Source organism: Actinopolyspora mortivallis (genome assembly GCF_003001495.1).
In the GTDB taxonomy this organism is placed as follows: Bacteria; Actinomycetota; Actinomycetes; order Mycobacteriales; family Pseudonocardiaceae; genus Actinopolyspora; species Actinopolyspora mortivallis_A.
This window is the reverse complement of record NZ_PVSR01000001.1, coordinates 153,055-169,981: the sequence shown is the minus strand read 5'-3', so window position 1 is coordinate 169,981 and position 16,927 is coordinate 153,055. Positions and strand designations below refer to the sequence as shown.

Sequence of the window (16,927 nt, the reverse complement as noted above, 5' to 3'; positions counted from 1 at the left end):
CGCTCAACCGCTCCGGGGCGTCCGGGTCCCGCGCCGGGCGAACCACAGCAGGACGGAGGCGAGCACGGCCACCGCGGCGGCGGACAACCACGCCTCGGAGAGCCCCGCGTGGGAAGCCAGCAGGCCGAATAGCAACGGGCCAGCACTGCCCCCGACGTAGACGCCCGTCTGACTCACCGAGGTCGCCTCGGCCACACGTCCCGGCGACAACGCGGCCACGGCGAAGTTGAGCAGCCCCGGCCAGGCCCACCCGGCACCGAAACCGATCACAGCCCCCAGAGGAAAGACGTACGGATCCGGGACGGCCATGAGCACGAACCCGGCGGAACCGACCAGCAGCATCACGGTGATCAGCACCAACGGATCCAGGTTCCTGCGATCGGTGAGTGCCCCCACGGCCAGCCGCACACCGAGCCCGCAGGCGGATCCCACCGCCAGCACCACACCCGCCGTGGCCTGGGTGAATCCCACGTGCACCCCGGTGGTGGTCACGAAGGACCCGAGCGCGTTCGCGGCCGCCGAGCCGAGTCCGGCCGCCGTGGCGATGAGCAGCAGCACTCCCCTCCCCACCGGAGCGCAGGCCCCTTCCGCGGAGGAGGAACCGTCCGCACCGGGACCCACGGTTCCCACCTCGGCGGGCAGCAGCAGGACGATCCCCACACCGGCCAGGGCCGCCATCGCGAAGGCCCAGCGCCAGCCGAGTGTGAGGGCCACGGCCGGTACCGCCATTCCGGACAGCAGGGTGGCCGTGGGAATGGCCGCCTGTTTGGCCCCGAAGGCGGTGGCCCGGTACCGGAAGGGAACACAACGGGCGATCAGCGAGTTCGAAGCGGGCTGTCCCAGCGCGTTCGGCATCCCCGCCAGCCAGAGGGCGGTCAGCAGCCACACCGGGTCACGCGCCACGGCCGCCCCCAGCAGGCACAGCGAGCTTCCCACGGCGGCCACGCGCAGGGAGGCCAACGGTCCGATCCGCCCGGAGACCCATCCCATTGGCCGGGAGCATAGCGCGGCCACGGCGAAGAACCCGGCAGCCCCCAGCCCCAGCACCGCGGGACCGAACCCGAGCCCCTCCTGCAACTGCACCCCGAGTCCCCCCACCAGGAAAACGGGGAGTATCCCGACGGTGACCACCCCGCTCACCACGGCGACCGTCCACGCCGGACCGTACTCGGCGCGGGACCCGACACGGAGGGAGACCTTCACCATCACCGCACCCGCTGTTCGCTCGACTCAGGAAAACGCACCACCGCGTGATAGCACCCCGAGGTGGCCCTCCGAACGGACGAGTGACGGATCCCTCCACCTTCCGGACCGGTTCCACCCCGTCGGGGAAGGAACCTCCCCGACGGCCCGGCGCTGCTGGGTGCCTCAGCCGCGGAAGGCGTCCACACCGGTCATGGCGGCCCCGATGGTCAACGTGTGCATCTCGGAGGTGCCCTCGTAGGTGAGCACCGACTCGAGGTTGGTCATGTGCCGCATCACCGGGTACTCCAGGGAGATGCCGTTGGCCCCGAGCAGAGTGCGCGCGGTCCGCGCCACGTCGAGGGCGCCCCGCACGTTGTCCAGTTTCCCGAAACTGACCTGCTGGGGAAGCAGGGTTCCCGCGTCCTTGCGGCGCCCCAGGTGCAGCGCGAGCAGCCGCCCGTTGTGCACCCGCACGGCCATGTCGGCGAGCTTGGACTGGGTCAGCTGGTGTCCGGCCAGGGGTTTGCCGAACTGCTCGCGGGTGGTGGAGTACTCCAGGGCGGCTTCCAGACAGCTGCGTCCGGCTCCGTTGGCCCCCCACACGATCCCGTACCTGGCCTCGTTCAGACAGCTCAGGGGGCCACGCAGCCCGTGTGCCTCCGGAAGCACGGCGTCGGCGGGCAGCCGTACGTCGTCGAGCACGAGCTCACTGGTGACCGAGGCACGCAGGGAGAGCTTGTGGGCGATCTCCGGGGCGGTGAACCCCGGCGTGTCGGTGGGCACCACGAACCCGCGAACGCCCTCCTCCGTGCGGGCCCAGACCACCGCGACGTCGGCGATGGTGCCGTTGGTGATCCACATCTTGCGCCCGTTGAGCACCCAGTCGGACCCGTCCCTGCGGGCGGAGGTGCGCATCGAGGACGGGTCCGAGCCGTGGTCCGGTTCGGTCAGCCCGAAACAACCGATGGCCTCCCCGGCGGCCATCCGCGGCAGCCAGTGCCGCTTCTGTTCCTCCGAGCCCCAGCGGTGGATGGCGAACATGGCCAACGAGCCCTGCACCGAGACCAACGACCGCAGCCCGGAGTCACACGCTTCGAGTTCCTCGCAGACCACGCCGTAGTCCACGGCGGACATACCCGCGCACCCGTAGCCGTCCAGGTGCATGCCGAGCACCCCGAGCCTGCCCAGTTCCCGGGCCAGTTCCCGTGCCCGGGGCAGTTCCCCGCGCTCGAACCAGTCGGCCACGTGGGGAAGCACCTGGTCCCGGCACAACGCGCGGACGCTGTCCCTGACCGCCAGCTGCTCGGTGCTGAGTTCGTCGTCGACACCGAGAGGGTCGTGGGGGTCGAAGTCGGGGCGCTTTCCGGAGTTCATGGCTACGGCCTCCAGGGAGTTCGGGCGATTCCGACGTCCCGCTCGGAGGCGGGCGTCGACGTTTCCGGTTCGGGCCCGCTCAACGGTGCGTCGGGACGGGACAGCCAGGCGAGCACCTCCTCGTTGTGCTCGCCCAGCGACGGTGGGGCGGTGGGGCGGGCCCGTGCGGCGCCGGAGAACTCCACCGGGTGACGTATCCCCGGTGCTCCCCCCGCGGGAGTGACCGTCGGCTTCAGCCCCAGCGACTCCGCCTGGCGAACGGCTCCGGCCAGGTCGTTGACCTGACCGCAGGCTATGCCGACCCGTTGCAGGCGCTGTTGCCAGGCGGCCGCCGGCCTGGCACCGAGCACGTTCTCCAGTTCGGCCACCAGCTCCTCCCGGTTGCGGACCCGATCGGCGTTGGTGGCGAAGCGGGGGTCCTCGCCCATCCAGACCAGCCCGAGCGTCTCGGTGAACCTCCGGAACTGCGCGTCGTTGCCCACGGCCACGGCCAGCGGGGCGTCCTCGCACCGCAGGGTTTCGTAGGGGGCGATGCTCGGGTGGCGGTTGCCCATGCGCTCGGGACTCTCGTCGGTGGCGAGGAAGGCTCCCGCCTGGTTGACCAGACCGGACAGCAGGCTGGACAGCAGGTTGACCTCGATACGCTGCCCACGGCCGGTGGTTTCGCGCTGGCGCAGCGCGGCGAGGACACCGAGCGCGGCGTCCTTGCCGGTGAGCACGTCGACCACGGCCACGCCCACCTTGGTCGGCGGTCCTTCCGGGAAACCGGTGATGCTCATCAGTCCCCCCACCGCCTGCACCACGAAGTCGTAGCCGGACAGCTCCGCTCCCTGCTCACTGCCGAACCCGGTGATGGAGACGTAGAGCAACCCCGGGTTGACGGCGCTGAGGGCGGGATAGTCCAGCCCGAACCGTTCCAGGGAACCGGGCCTGTGGTTCTCCACCAGCACGTCGGCCCTGCCGGCCAGTTCCACGGCGGCGCGGCGGTCCTCCTCGACGGTCAGGTCCAGGGCGAGGCTGCGTTTCCCCCGGTTGAGGGACTCGAAGTAGGAGGAGCTCCGTTCCGTCCACGGTGGTCCCCAGGAGCGCGTGTCGTCACCGGTGTCGGGTCGTTCCACCTTGACGACGGTGGCTCCGAGGTCGGCGAGCATCATGGTCGCGTAGGGTCCGGCGAGCACACGGCTGAAGTCGGCGACCAGCACACCTTCCAGGGGCAGTGTCCGCGCCATGCGACTCCGACCTTTCCGCGCTCGGTGACCGGGTGGACGACTTGCGTCGGTGCAAAGTTGGATCCAATATACAGTTGAAAAGCCCTCGGTCAACCCTGGTCGAACGCACCGGACGGTCCTGCGGCCGACCGCACCGGTCACGTTCCGGCACGATCCTCGCGGCGGGCGTTCACCCGGGGAGCACCGTGCCGACCCATGCGCGAGGGTGTGATGTCACGACCTCCGACCACGCAGCAGTTCGTGCTCGACGAGCTGCGCAAGGCGATCCTGTCCGGTGAGTTGGCCCCGAACCAGCCGATCAGACAGGACTCCGTGGCCCGACGACTCGGGGTCAGCCGGGTACCGCTGCGCGAGGCGCTGAAGACCCTCGAGGCGGAGGGGCAGGTGGTCTACCGCCCCCACCGGGGCTACACGGTGGCCGAGCTCTCCCTGGACGACCTGCTGGAGGTGTACCGACTCCGGGAACTACTGGAGACCGAGGCCGCCCACCACGCGGCACGTCGCGCCGAGGCGGCGGAACTGGAGCGGGTGGCGGCCGAGCACCGGGCGGTGGCCGAGGCCGCCGAACGCGAGGACCTGGTGGAGATGATCGCCGCTAACCGCCGGTTCCACTTCGCGCTGCTGGAACCGGCCGGGATGCCGTGGCTGATGCGTGTGATCCGTACCCTCTGGGACGCCACCGACGCCTACCGCGCCGTGTACTACAACTCCGTGGACAACCGCGGCCGGGTGCTCACCGAGCACGAGGCGATCCTGCGGGCCGCCCGGGAGCGCGACGGCACGGAGCTGGCCCGGTTGCTGCACGCGCACCGGCAGCACGCCGTGGCCGCACTGCGGGACACGATGCCACCCCCTTCCGGGGGAAGCGCGGCGCACGGGCCGGAGGGGCGGCCCCACCGGGCACGCTCCGGCGGGCAGAGCCCCGCGCCGGGACACCACGACGCGGGGCCTCCGCCGTTTCCGGACGGGGGCGGTCAGGAGTAGTCGTAGAACCCCCTGCCCGACTTCTTGCCGTAGAGCCCGGCGTCGACCATGCGCTGCAACAACGGCGGGGCGGCGTAATTGGGGTCCTTGTACTCGGCGTGCATCGACTCGGCGATGGCGGCGACCGTGTCCAACCCGACCATGTCGGCCAGGGTCAACGGCCCCATCGGATGCGCACAGCCGAGCACCATGCCGTTGTCGATGTCCTCGGCCGAGGCGAAACCGCTCTCGTACATCCTGACGGCGGAGAGCAGATAAGGCACCAGCAGCGCGTTGACCACGAAACCGGCCCGGTCCTGGGCCCGGATGGCCCGTTTGCCCAGCTGGTCGGTCGCGAACGCCGCCGCGCTCCGCACCGTGTCCTCCTCGGTCAGCAGCGAGGGAACCAGCTCCACCAGCTTCAGCACCGGAACGGGGTTGAAGAAGTGGATGCCCAGTACCCTGCCCGGACGGCCGGTCGCCGCGGCCAGTTTCGCGATGGGGATCGAGGAGGTGTTCGAGGCCAGGATCGCCTCCTCGTCGGTGACCACCCGGTCCAGTTCGGCGAACACCGAACTCTTGACCTCCGGGTTCTCCGCCACCGCCTCGACGACCAGCTGGCGGTCGGCGTGCTCGGACAGCGTGGTGACGACACGCAGCCGTGCCAGGGCGACGTCCCGCTCGGCCTCCTCCAGCTTTCCGTTGCGCACCGCCCGGTCCATCGAGCCACCGATCCGTTTCCGGGCCGCCTCGGCGGCGGACTCGTCGACCTCGGAGACCACCACGTCGAGTCCCGCACGGGCTCCCACCTCGGCGATTCCGGCCCCCATCAGGCCACCGCCGACGACCCCCAGTCGCTGGATCTGCTGCACCACTCGCGTCCTTTCGGATCGGGGAACCGGACAACGGTCTCCGCTGCCCGCACTACAACGAACTCCGGCATTACCGGACGGTAACCCTACCGGCGGTCATTGTGTCGTGCCACGGCGCGGGAAGGAAAGTGGCACCGTCGAACGGTTCGCCCCGGGCGACACGGAGGAAACCGTCCCCGGCCCGGGACGGAGAACCGGCCCCTTCAGGACGAGGTGGCGGTCGGCTCGGCGAGATAGTGCGCGAACCACGCCCCGGCTGCCCGGGCCACCTGTTCCAACGCCCCCTCCTCCTCGAACAGGTGGGTCGCCCCGGGAACCCGGTGAACCTCGTTGTCGGCGGCGATCCTGGCGGCCACCCGCTCGTTGAGCTCCAGCACCTCGCGGTCCCGCGCACCGACGACCAACAGCGTGGGCACCCGCACCAGCTCCGGCCGGTCCACGGCGAGATCGGGACGTCCGCCACGGGAGACCACGGCCGAGACCCGTCCCGGTCGCCGCACCGCCGCGCCCAACGCGGCCGCCGCGCCGGTACTGGCTCCGAACAGTCCCAGCCTGCGGTCCCGCAGCCCGGGGTGCTCGGCCACCCAGTCCAGTACCCCGAGCACCCGCACGGTCAGCAACTCGATGTCGAAACGCAGTCTGCCCGTGCGCTCGTCGGAGGCGTGCTCGGTCGGGGTGAGCAGGTCCATCAGCAGGGTGGCGAACCCCGCCCGGTTCAATCCGGCGGCCACGGCCCTGTTGCGCGGACTGTGCCGCGAGGAACCACTGCCGTGCACGAACACGACGAGCCCGTCCCGGTTGTCCAGTCCGGCCAGGTCCCCCGCCAGGAACTCACCCGTGGCCGTGTCCCGGGCGGGCAGCGACACCGTCCCCCGTTCGACCCCGTCCTGCCGGGCTCCTCGTTCAGCGACCACTGTCCTTCACCCGTTCGGTTTCCTCCTCGGGACCGTGGGGCACGGCCCCGCGCGTCACTCGTCGAACTCCGTCCCCTCGTCCACCCCGGCCGTTCCGAGCTCGTCCCCCGCAGCGGTGTCCTCCTCCGCGCCGAAGTCCGGACGTTGCTCGGCCAAGCGTTCGTCCAGGTCGTCGTCCGCGGAACGCTCACTCGGCGTGGGACGCCGTCTGGTCACCGTCGACCAGTGCGAGGGCGGCTCCACCCCGCCCTCCATCGGGTCGGTACCCAGCTCGTCCTCGTCCAGGTCCCCCGCGGACTGCAACTCGGCGGGATCACTGAGCTCCTCGTCCGGCGGCTCGTCCTCCGAAGGAGCCCGCTCGTCGAACGGATTGGACATCTGCGCCCCCTGCTCCGTCGAGACACCACGACCTTCACCGACTCCTCCCCCGTGATTACCGTTCGACGGTCCGCCCAAACGAGCCTTTCCGACCCGCCGACGGAGACGACACCACCCGGCTCGTCGGTTCCCATTGCGTCCCGCCGCCACGTGCCCGAAGATCACGGCGAGAGGTCCTTGCGGAACGGTTTGCCTCGGCCCGCGCCCGTCCGACGCACGAGACCGTCCCGGACGGCGGGGACGAAAGACGGCCCAGGGGGTCGGAACCCCACGAGTCCCGGCTCAAGCGGGTGTCTTCCCCGCCGCACCGGTGCGGCACCCCACCCGAGCAACCCGTCCTCCGGTCCCCGCATCCCGTCGAAGGAGGTTTTCCGGCATGGGTCAGCTGCAGGTCGAGGTGGAGGCCGCCGACGTGGGACTCGCCCCGGAGAGACTGCAACGCATCGAACACCACCTGGCGAAGTACGTCACGGCGGGCAAACTGCCCGGATGGCTGGTGCTGATCGCCCGCGGAGGCAAGATCGCCCACCTGCGCACCCACGGAGCGCGGAACGTGGAGGAGGGTCTGCCCGTGGAGACGGACACGATCTTCCGCATCTACTCGATGACCAAACCGATCACCTCGGTGGCGGCGATGATGCTCCACGAGCGGGGGCTGCTCCAGCTGACCGACCCCGTCTCCGACTACGTCCCCGAGTTCGCCGACGCCCGGGTCTACGTGGGAGGGCCGGCGGCGGCCCCGCAGACCCGTCCCGCCGTCGAACCGATACGGATCTGGCACCTGCTCACGCACACCGCCGGGCTGACCTACGGTTTCCACCGTGTCCACCCGGTGGACCAACTGTACCGGGAACACGGTTTCGAAGCGGGTTATCCCGAGGACGCCGACCTGGCGAGAGCCTGCTCGGAGTGGGCCGAACTGCCGCTGCTCTTCGACCCCGGCACGCGGTGGAACTACTCGGTGGCCACCGACGTGCTGGGGCGGGTGATCGAAGTGGTCAGCGGCAGGAACCTGGACGAGTTCCTCCGCGAGCACATCTTCGACCCCCTGGACATGCGGGACACCGGTTTCTGCGTTCCCGAGTCCGAGCTGGACCGGCTGGCAGCGCTCTACAGCGCCGACCGTCAGGGGCTGGCCGTGCGCAACACCCGCCTGGACCGCGTGGGCACACGCCCGCCGCAGGTGCTCTCCGGAGGTGGGGGACTGGTCTCCTCGGCCCGGGACTACCACAGGTTCACCCAGATGCTGCTCGGTGAGGGAGAGCTGGAGGGCACACGCCTGCTCGGCAGCAGAACGGTACGGTACATGACCCGCAACCACCTGCCCGGCGGAGCGGACCTGACCGAACTCGCCACGGGAACCTTCTCCGAGGTCACCAACGCGGGCAAGGGATTCGGACTGGGGTTCTCCGTCGTGGAACGACCGGAGGCGGGCAAGGTCCTCTCCTCTGCCGGACTGTACGCCTGGGGCGGTATGGCGAGCACCGTGTTCTGGGTGGATCCGGCCGAGGAACTGACCGTGCTGTTCCTGACCCAGCTCATGCCCTCCACCACGCATCCGATCCGCACCGAGCTGCAACCGCTGGTCTACCAGGCGCTGGTGGACTGAGCGGAGACCACACGGCCCGCTCCCGTCGGGTCCCGTGTCGGGGTTTCGGTCCCGCCGCGGGGCCCGCCGCCGGGTTCAGCTGCCCCGGTTCTCGCCCAGCTCCTCCACGATCGGGTTGCTGGACGTGCTCGTCTCGTGCTCGGCCAGCCCGTCGGCCGTGCGCCGCGTGTTCTGCTCGGCCTTGTCCGCCTCGCTCTGACCCGCCTCCGAGGCCGGATCCAGCGACACCGAACGTTGCACCTCGGTCAGGTTCGCGTAGTCGTCCGCGCGCGGCATGGCCCGTAGCGCCGCCAGCGTGTCCTCGTCGGCCCCGTTGCGTTCCGCGTGGGCGACCAGCTCGTCCTTGCCCGCCGGGAAGTCCACGGAGGACAGAATCGTACTCAGCTTCTTCCTGTCGGTGGTCATGACACTCCCTTCGGAACCAACCGCCCGTCGCCGGGAAGCGCAACCCTCGGTCGTGCCCCGGCAGGCGGAGTCAGTCGCCACTCCCCGAATCGCTGTACCGCAGCACGGCCCCGATCCCCCCGGTCAGCGTGATCCGTTCCGGCTCGACCAGCACCAGCTCCGCGTCGGTACCCACCAGGGCCTGTAGTACCGCCTCGTCGGCGGAGACGCTCACGGGGGAGGAAACCCCCATGTCGGTGAGAGTGCTCCGCTCGACCGCTATCTGGTTGGGGTCCGGGCCGATCCACAGGCTCTCCGGGGACTCGCCCACCTCCTTGGTGCTGCGCAGCACCGTGGCCACCTGGCCGCGCTGCAGGGCCCCCACCGTGTCCGCCCAGCCGTCCACCGCGCGGTCGTGCTGCCCGCGTTCCCGCTCGAACTCGCGCACCGTGGACTCGGTGCGTTCCCGCACCACCGAGCGCACGGCCTCGTGGACCTCCTCGCGCAACGTCTGTTCCGAGGCGTTGCGGTCCCGGTGGCTCGCCTCGGTGGCCACCACCCGCTCGCGCAGCCCCTTGTGCAGGTGGTCGTAGACCATCCGACGCATCCGCACGTCCCCGGCGAGCACGATGACCTCGGCTCCGGTGCGCAGGGCCCGGGTGTCGACCTCGGCGGCCACCTGACCGGCGTTGCGCAGCCACTGTTCCTCGACGGCGTCGTGGTGGGACTTCTCGTGCCCCTCCCCGGCGGTGTGACTCTTGTGCAACGGCGCGGCATCGCCCTGCACGGTGACCACCCCGCTGTGCCCGGCCGCGTCGACCACGTGCAGATCCGCGCCGGTGCGGTCGACCAGCACCAGGACGTGGGGAACCCGGGCCCCGCGCAGACGCAGGTAGGGCATCAGGTGCGGCACCGGCCCGAGACGCGCCAGCTCGTCGTCGGAGAACTCCTCGGGGGCTTCGGGCAGCTCGTCCCGGAAAACGATCCCACCTCCCGTGGCGACCAGGACGTTCCCCCGTCTGCCGGTCCGCCACTCGTGGGATCCCACCGTCTCGTCAACGGCACGCAGGTCCTCGGCCGAGGCCCCGTGCTCGACCAGCCGTTCCCGGGCCGAACGCCAGCGCAGCTCGACCTCCTTCCCGGCATCGGCGGAGTCGGCGGAGGTGTCCAGGTACACCGTCACGAACGGTCCCTCGTGGGCGTAGACGTCCTGCAGATACCCGAGCTTCATGAAATTCGCACTCCTGCCGTCGTCTCTGGTCCACCGGCCCCGTCGGCACCGCGAGTCCCGCGGGGACAGTCACCTCACGGGAGGGGATCAGCCGGTCCGCTCGGTCTGTCGGGAACGGAGGCGGTGCGGCCCCTCGGCGATCTCCTCCACCAGCTTGGCGCAGAACGCCTCCAGGTCCGCGGGGGAACGGCTGGTGACCAGCCCGGAGTCGACCACCACCTGCTCGTCGGTCCAGTGGGCACCCGCGTTGCGCAGATCGGTGGCCAGACTGGGGTAGGAGGTCAGTCTCCTGCCGCGCACCACGTCGGCCTCGATCAGCATCCAGGGGGCGTGGCAGATCGCGGCCACCGGTTTCGACTCGCGGAAGAAGTCCCCCACGAAACGCACCGCCGCCTCGTGGCGGCGCAGCATGTCGGGGTTGGCCACCCCTCCCGGAAGGACCAGTCCCGCGTAGTCGGCCGCGCCGACCTCGTCGACGAGCCTGTCCACCGTGAACGTGTCCGCCTTGTCCAGGTGCTCGAACGCCTGTACGGGCCCGGAGGAGACCGACACCAGTTCGGCGTTTCCTCCGGCCTCCCCGACGGCACGCCAGGGGGCGGTCAGCTCCACCTGCTCCACTCCTTCGGGGGCCACCAGGAAGGCCACCCGCGAGCCGTGCAAACTCGCCGTCATCCGGTGATCACCTCACTCCTCGTCGACATCCCGGGTGCTGCCGGGCAGGACACCGCTGCTGCCGCCGGTCATCGGAGGCCCGTCACCCGGCGGTACCCCGAGCCGACGCACTCCCAAACCTCGAACCCGACAGGAGTCCCCGAGGTGAGGCGGTAGGTTGTGGGACAGGACCGAAGCCGACCAGCGGAGGTGGCCAGTGCGGCCAGGTGAGACCGTCCCCGACTTCGAGCTCCCCGACCAGGACGGAACGCCCCGTTCCCTGTCCGGGCTGTTGCACAACGGCCTCGTGGTGCTCTTCTTCTACCCGGCCGCCATGACGGCGGGCTGCACCGCCGAGAGCTGCCGGTTCAGAGACCTGGGCACCCAGTTCGCCGCTCTCGGCGCCCAGCCGGTCGGTGTCAGCCCCGATCCGGTGGACAAGCAGGCCCGGTTCGCCGAGTCCCACTCCCTGCGGTTCCCGCTGCTGTCCGACGAGAGCGGGACCGTGGCCGAGCAGTTCGGGGTGCGCCGCGGTTTCGGGCCACTTCCCGTCAAAAGACACACGTTCGTGGTGGATCGGGACCGGAGCGTGCTGCACGTGATCCGCAGCGAGTTCCGCATGGCCGTCCACGCCGACAAGGCGATCGAGTTCCTCCGTTCCCGTAGCTGACCGAGCACGCGGGTCAGGGCGTCGTTCCGGAGGCGCAGTCCGGTTCGAGCAGCCTCCGCACGGAGGGGGAGTCCACGTTCTCCCTGGTGACCAACCGGGCTCCGGTGTCGGTGTCCGCGAAACGCGGGCTCGCGCCACGCAGTTCGTCCACGGTGGCCCGCACCGACTCGTAGCCCATGCGGAACGGGTCCTGGGCGATCAGTCCCGTCAACACACCCTGCCGCAGGGCACGCACCTGCCCCTCGGAGGCGTCCCAGCCCACGATCCGGATCTCGCCGACTCTGCCCGCCTGGCGCACGGCCTCGGCGGCACCGAGGGTGCTGGGTTCGTTCGCGGCGTATATCCCGTCCAGGTCGGGGTGCGCGGTGAGGATGTCCTGGGTGACCTGCAAGGCCCGGTTGTAGCTGCTGTCGCTGGACTGCCTGGCGACCAGTTCCAGGCCGGGCCGTTGCCGCAGCTCCCGGTGGAACCCCCGAACCCTGGTGGCGTTCGTGTTGGTGCCCGGTTGGAACTCGATCAGTGCCACCGTGCCGCTTCCACCGATCCGGTCGGCCAGCAGCTCGGTCCCCCGCTCGGCGGCCGTCACGTTGTCCGTGGCGAACACCGGCACCTCCGGAGGTTGGGGGGTGGTTCCCGAGTCGATATTGGCCACCGTCACCCCCTGCCGCAGGGCCGTGCGGGTGACGGGAGCGAGCGCCCTGGCGTCGGTGGCCGCGTAGACCAGCCCGTCCAGCCCCTGGGCGAGCAGGTTCTGCAACAGGCTCTGTTGCCCGCTCACGTCGCTCTCGGAGGTCACGCCGTCCCAGTGCAGGGTGATCCCGTCGTAGCGCTCGGCGGCGCACTCGGCTCCCAGCCGCACCCGCTCCCAGAAGTCGAAGCCCAGGGCCTTGGGCACCACGGCGACCCGCGAAGCTCCGCCACCGTCCCCCTGTCCGGCGGCTCCGGGCCGGTACACCCGGGCCCCGCAGGCGGTGGATACCAGCAACGGGATCAGACAGCAGACCAGCAGCACACCTCGCACACGACCGCCCCGAGAACGGAACACGGCGACCACGGACACGACACCTCCAGCCGTCATCCCCGCGCACCGAACTTTCCGCGCCGGTAACGGTCCCACCACACCGCCACCCAGATGATCACCCCGATCAACACGTTCTGGTAGAAGGTCCCGATACCGAGCTGCACCGCACCGTTGCGGATCACCGCCACGAGGAAGGCTCCGATCAGCGAACCGAACACCGTCCCGCGCCCGCCGAACAGACTGGCACCGCCGATCACCACGGCGGCGATCACGTCCAGCTCCAGCCCCTCCCCGAAGTTCGGCTGCCCGGAGTTGATCCGCGAGGCGGCGATCATCCCGCCGAGCCCGGCGAAGACCCCGGACAGCACGTAGACGGAGGTGGTGTGCCTGGCCACAGCCACCCCCGAGAGCCGGGCCGCCTCCGGATTGGAACCCAGCACGTAGGCGTACCGACCGAGACGGGTGCGGGTCAGCACCAGGTGACCCACCACGGCCACGAGCACGATCACCAGCACCGGGATCGGCACCGGACCCAGCACTCCCTGGCCGAGCAGCCGGAACGAGTCCGGGGCACCGAACACCGCCACGGCTCCGGTGAGGATCAGCACCACTCCGCGGGCGACGCTGAGCATGCCCAGCGTCGCGATGAACGGCGGCAGTCCCACCCGGGAGACCAACAGTCCGTTGACCAGCCCGGCCGTGGCCCCCACCGCGAGCCCGCCGAGGATTCCGAGCAACGGGTTCAGTCCGTGCTCGGCCATCAGCAGCACTCCGACCACACCGGACAGGGCCGCGACCGAACCCACGGACAGATCGATGCCACCGGTGATGATCACCATCGTCACCCCGACGGCCATCACCGCCTTCACCGAGGTCTGCGAGGCCAGGTTGAACAGGTTGTCCACGGTGAGAAAGGACGGTGCCACCACGGACAACACGGCGAAGAGCACGATCAGGGCTCCCGCGGCGGCCACTCCGGACACCGCCCCCGAGTTCCGCAGCCGGGTCCACACACCGGCGCTTTCTCCCCGCTGGGTTCCGGTCTCACTCATCTCCGCCTCCGGCACCGGTCGCCAGTGCGACGAGACGCCGTTCGGAGAACTCGGCGCGGTCCAGCTCACCGGCGACCCGGCCGGCCCGCAGCACCAGAACGCGGTCGCACATGTTCATCAACTCCGGCAGATAACTGGAGATCAGCACGATCGCCCTGCCCTCGGAAGCCAGCTCGTCGAGCTGCCGGAACATCTCGGACTTGGCGGCCACGTCCATGCCGCGTCCCGGCTCGTCGACGAAGAGCACCCCGGCGCCGGCGCGCAGCACACGGGCGAGCACGACCTTCTGCTGGTTGCCTCCGGACAGCAGCCGCACGGGACTGTTCACCCGTGGTGTCCTGATCCCGAGGCGATCCCGGTAGTGCTCGGCCTCGTCGCGTTCGGCACGGAGGTCTATCAGCCCGCCGCGCGTGGGCGGGGCACCGAGGGTGATGTTGACGTCCACTCCCAGTTGCAGGGCGAGCCCGTCACCCTTCCTGTCCTCGGTCAGGTATCCGATTCCCGCCGCCATGGCCTCCCGGGGGGAACGGACACGCAGGTCGCGACCGTCCAGGGTGAGACGGCCCGCGGTGGCCGGTTCCGCTCCGAACACGGCACGGGCCAGTTCGGTACGACCGGCTCCGATCAACCCGGCCAGCCCCAGGATCTCTCCCGCCCGCACGCTCAGGTCGACGCCCCGCACCGCCTCCGCGCGTTCCAGCCCGCGTACCCGGAGCCGAACCGGGCCCGGTTCGCGGAAGACGCGCGGGTACAGGTTCTCCACGTCACGACCGACCATGGAACGCACGAGCGCGGCCTCGTCCAGCTCCCCGACGTGACGGGTGGTCACCACGGAGCCGTCCCGGAGCACCGTGACCCGGTCACCGATGGTGAAGATCTCGTCCAAGCGGTGCGAGATGTAGCAGACGGCCGTGCCGGTGGCGGTGAGCGACCTCAGCACGGTGAAGAGCTCGGCACTCTCCTGTTCGGTGAGGCTGGCGGTCGGTTCGTCCAGCACGAGCAGTCCGGTGTCCACGGCCAGGGCCTTGGCGATCTCGACGCGCTGCTGCTGTGCCGTGGACAGCGTCCGCACCGTGCGGGTCTCCCGCACGTCCAGGCCCACCCGACGCAGCAGCCTGCGTGCCCTCGCGCGTTCCACACGACGTCGTATCCAGCCGAGACGGCCGGGTTCGTGGCCGAGGAAGAGATTCTCGGCGACCGTGAGGTCCGGGGCCAGGGCGAACTCCTGATGCACCATCGACACGCCGAGTCGTCGGGCGTGGGCCGGGCCGCGATGAACGACGGGAACACCGTCGATCTCGATCCCGCCCGAGGTGGGAGCGTCCACCTGGGCGAGGATCTTCATCAACGTGGACTTGCCCGCGCCGTTCTCCCCGGCCAGGACGTGAACCTCCCCGGCGAACACGTCGAGGCTCACGTCCGTCACCGCGTCCACCCCGGGAAATCGTTTGCTCACCCCGAGCAGGCGCGCCCGGGGCACCTCTGCCGGCTCCGCGTGCCGCGCGGGTTCCTCCACCACCACGAACCTCCCGACGGCTCGGCGCATCGCCCCGGAGACACGAGTCGGATCATAACCACTCCGAAGATCCCCCGGAAGGATTTCGCCCCGGCGAGTAATCACTCCACCACGGACTGATTCGGAACGCGGGGGCGGTTCCCCCGGTCGGCCTCGTCGAGCGGTTCGCAACCCGACACCGGTCCGCACGTCGTAAGGTTGGGGCCGAACCGGCGAAGGGGGAGAAACAGGTGCAGCCGCTGCTGGACGGCGATCCGAACAAGGTCGGGGACTACCGGCTGTTGGCCCGTATCGGCAAGGGAGCGATGGGGGCCGTCTATCTCGGCAGCTCCCGAGGAGGACGTCCGGTCGCGGTGAAGGTGGCCAAACCGGAGCTGGCCGCCGACGAGGAGTTCCGCGAGCGTTTCCGCCGCGAGGTGCGCATGTCGGCCGCCGTCGGCGGCTTCTGGACCGCGACCGTGGTCGACGCCGACCCCGAGGCCCCGCACCCCTGGCTGGCGACCGAGTACGTGCCCGGCCCCACCCTGCACCGGGCGGTGGCCGAGCACGGGCCGTTCCCGGAACACGCGGTGCTCTCCCTGGGGGCTGGGCTGGCCGAGGCGCTCCAGGCCGTGCACCGGGCCGGGCTGGTGCACCGCGACCTCAAACCCGCCAACGTGCTGCTCGGCCCGGACGGTCCCCGGGTCATCGACTTCGGGATCTCCCGGGCTATGGCCTCCACCGGGATGACCTCCACCGGGATGTTCTTCGGCACCCCGGGGTTCTTCTCCCCCGAACAGACGATGGGAACCGAGGTGGGTCCGCCCAGTGACGTGTTCTCCCTCGGGGCCGTGCTCGCGTTCGCGGCCACCGGTTCGCCCCCCTTCGGGGACGAGAACACCCCCGCCATGCTCTACCGGGTGGTGCACAACGAGCCCGAGCTGGACGGACTGCCGGAAAAACCCCGTCGGCTGGTGGCCGCGTGTCTGGCCAAGGACCCCAACGCGCGCCCCAGCACCGGAGAGCTGCTGAACACCATCGGGGACTCCGCCCGCCCGTCCGGGGAGTGGCTTCCGTCCGACGTGACCGCTCTGATCACCGGCCACGCCGCGCAGCTGGAGCAGGTGCTGCACCGCTCCACCCGGCAGCTCGACGACTCCCCCGCCGCACGGGAACGGGTCGACACGCTCTCGCCCGCGGGGGCCGGCGGCCCACCCGCGTCCGGATCCGCCGGTGCCGCACCGCACCCGGAGAGCCCCTCCACGGCTGCGCCCCGGCGGAGTCCCCCGGAGCACCCCCCCACGGCCGAGCCGTCCGCACGGCCCTCCCAACCGGGTCCGCCCCGGGAGGAGGTCCGCGCGGAGCTGCCGGGGCAGGTGTTCCGCACGGCCGGACACCTGAGTGCGTTGCTGTGGTCGGGGTTCTCGGCTCTGCTGGCCTACGGGGCGATACGTCTGGGTGGACAGTTCCACCTCACCGCCTCCATGCGGGCTGTCCTGGCACTGGGTGTGTTCCTGCTGGTGCTCAGCGCCGTGCTCTCATTGGCCCACGCGCTGCTTCCCGGCAAGAAACTCAAGATCAACCAGGACGGTATCCGTATCTCCCGGATGGGGTTGCACCGACAGATCCCCTGGAAGCACGTCGGTAGGGTCGCTCTCGTGGGAGCCGGGAAGAAGCAGGCCCTGGCGGTGTGGCTCGTTCCCGGCGTGTCCCACGACTCCCGCTGGTGGCACCGGGTCCGCGAGTACCGCGGTGCGAGCAGGATCTTCACCATCGGTGCCAGTGGCGGATGGTGGAAACGTCGTCGGGAGGCGCGGCGGCTCCGTGCCGCACTGCGACAGTACGCGCCGCGCCGTTACGACTCACGGGTGCTGTGAGCGGTGGGCGCCACCACCCGAG

General features: G+C 70.5%; 16 protein-coding genes. 4 read left to right on the top strand and 12 right to left on the bottom strand.

All coding sequences use genetic code 11. The features are described from left to right. Positions 1-3: 3 nt before the first annotated feature. The 3 genes from CEP50_RS00790 to CEP50_RS00780 all read right to left on the bottom strand — a co-directional run bounded on the left by CEP50_RS00790 (position 4) and on the right by CEP50_RS00780 (position 3,788). Positions 4-1,206, bottom strand: a complete 1,203-nt coding sequence (locus CEP50_RS00790) for an MFS transporter (RefSeq protein WP_181188150.1) — start codon at positions 1,204-1,206, stop codon at positions 4-6. Between the two features lie 162 nt (positions 1,207-1,368). Beyond that, entirely contained in the window at positions 1,369-2,559 is a 1,191-nt protein-coding gene (locus CEP50_RS00785) for an acyl-CoA dehydrogenase family protein (protein ID WP_106111976.1), read from the bottom strand. A gap of 2 nt (positions 2,560-2,561) precedes the next feature. Continuing rightward, positions 2,562-3,788 (bottom strand): CaiB/BaiF CoA transferase family protein, encoded by a 1,227-nt coding sequence (locus CEP50_RS00780; RefSeq protein ID WP_106111975.1) that lies wholly within the window; start codon positions 3,786-3,788, stop codon positions 2,562-2,564. A 195-nt stretch (positions 3,789-3,983) separates the two neighbouring features. On the opposite strand from CEP50_RS00780, the gene CEP50_RS00775 reads away from it, so the two are divergent. After that, entirely contained in the window at positions 3,984-4,772 is a 789-nt protein-coding gene (locus tag CEP50_RS00775; RefSeq protein ID WP_106111974.1) for a GntR family transcriptional regulator, read from the top strand. Here the strand turns inward: CEP50_RS00775 and CEP50_RS00770 are convergent. The 3 genes from CEP50_RS00770 to CEP50_RS00760 all read right to left on the bottom strand — a co-directional run bounded on the left by CEP50_RS00770 (position 4,763) and on the right by CEP50_RS00760 (position 6,915). Next, complete coding sequence (locus tag CEP50_RS00770; protein WP_106112259.1) at positions 4,763-5,623, bottom strand: 3-hydroxybutyryl-CoA dehydrogenase; 861 nt, start codon at positions 5,621-5,623, stop codon at positions 4,763-4,765. The genes CEP50_RS00775 and CEP50_RS00770 overlap by 10 nt on opposite strands. A gap of 203 nt (positions 5,624-5,826) precedes the next feature. Next, entirely contained in the window at positions 5,827-6,537 is a 711-nt protein-coding gene (locus CEP50_RS00765; RefSeq protein ID WP_106111973.1) for a dienelactone hydrolase family protein, read from the bottom strand. Between the two features lie 54 nt (positions 6,538-6,591). Continuing rightward, positions 6,592-6,915: a hypothetical protein gene (locus CEP50_RS00760; protein WP_106111972.1), complete on the bottom strand. Its 324-nt coding sequence runs from the start codon at positions 6,913-6,915 to the stop codon at positions 6,592-6,594. Between the two features lie 376 nt (positions 6,916-7,291). On the opposite strand from CEP50_RS00760, the gene CEP50_RS00755 reads away from it, so the two are divergent. Beyond that, on the top strand, positions 7,292-8,524 hold the full coding sequence (locus tag CEP50_RS00755; RefSeq protein WP_106111971.1) for a serine hydrolase domain-containing protein: 1,233 nt from the start codon (positions 7,292-7,294) through the stop codon (positions 8,522-8,524). Between the two features lie 75 nt (positions 8,525-8,599). Here the strand turns inward: CEP50_RS00755 and CEP50_RS00750 are convergent, their stop codons facing one another. The 3 genes from CEP50_RS00750 to CEP50_RS00740 all read right to left on the bottom strand — a co-directional run bounded on the left by CEP50_RS00750 (position 8,600) and on the right by CEP50_RS00740 (position 10,811). Next, positions 8,600-8,929, bottom strand: a complete 330-nt coding sequence (locus tag CEP50_RS00750; RefSeq protein WP_106111970.1) for a DUF2795 domain-containing protein — start codon at positions 8,927-8,929, stop codon at positions 8,600-8,602. 70 nt (positions 8,930-8,999) lie between these two features. Next, entirely contained in the window at positions 9,000-10,139 is a 1,140-nt protein-coding gene (locus CEP50_RS00745; protein ID WP_106111969.1) for a baeRF2 domain-containing protein, read from the bottom strand. An 87-nt stretch (positions 10,140-10,226) separates the two neighbouring features. Continuing rightward, complete coding sequence (locus CEP50_RS00740) at positions 10,227-10,811, bottom strand: type 1 glutamine amidotransferase domain-containing protein (protein WP_106111968.1); 585 nt, start codon at positions 10,809-10,811, stop codon at positions 10,227-10,229. Between the two features lie 196 nt (positions 10,812-11,007). On the opposite strand from CEP50_RS00740, the gene CEP50_RS00735 reads away from it, so the two are divergent. Then, a complete protein-coding gene (locus CEP50_RS00735) occupies positions 11,008-11,460 on the top strand; it encodes a peroxiredoxin (protein WP_106111967.1) in 453 nt (150 codons plus the stop codon). 13 nt (positions 11,461-11,473) lie between these two features. Here the strand turns inward: CEP50_RS00735 and CEP50_RS00730 are convergent, their stop codons facing one another. Genes CEP50_RS00730 through CEP50_RS00720 form a run of 3 tightly spaced genes read right to left on the bottom strand, consistent with a single transcriptional unit; the run spans position 11,474 to position 15,079 of the window. Then, entirely contained in the window at positions 11,474-12,538 is a 1,065-nt protein-coding gene (locus tag CEP50_RS00730) for a substrate-binding domain-containing protein (protein ID WP_181188148.1), read from the bottom strand. After that, positions 12,535-13,533 carry an ABC transporter permease gene (locus tag CEP50_RS00725; protein WP_106112256.1) on the bottom strand — a complete coding sequence of 333 codons (999 nt, stop codon included), beginning with the start codon at positions 13,531-13,533 and terminating at the stop codon, positions 12,535-12,537. The genes CEP50_RS00730 and CEP50_RS00725 overlap by 4 nt, the downstream gene beginning before the upstream one ends. Then, positions 13,526-15,079 (bottom strand): sugar ABC transporter ATP-binding protein, encoded by a 1,554-nt coding sequence (locus CEP50_RS00720; protein ID WP_219905249.1) that lies wholly within the window; start codon positions 15,077-15,079, stop codon positions 13,526-13,528. The genes CEP50_RS00725 and CEP50_RS00720 overlap by 8 nt, the downstream gene beginning before the upstream one ends. Positions 15,080-15,279: 200 nt before the next feature. Between CEP50_RS00720 and CEP50_RS00715 the strand changes: the two genes are divergently transcribed. Next, positions 15,280-16,905, top strand: a complete 1,626-nt coding sequence (locus tag CEP50_RS00715; RefSeq protein ID WP_106111966.1) for a serine/threonine-protein kinase — start codon at positions 15,280-15,282, stop codon at positions 16,903-16,905. Positions 16,906-16,927: the final 22 nt, after the last annotated feature.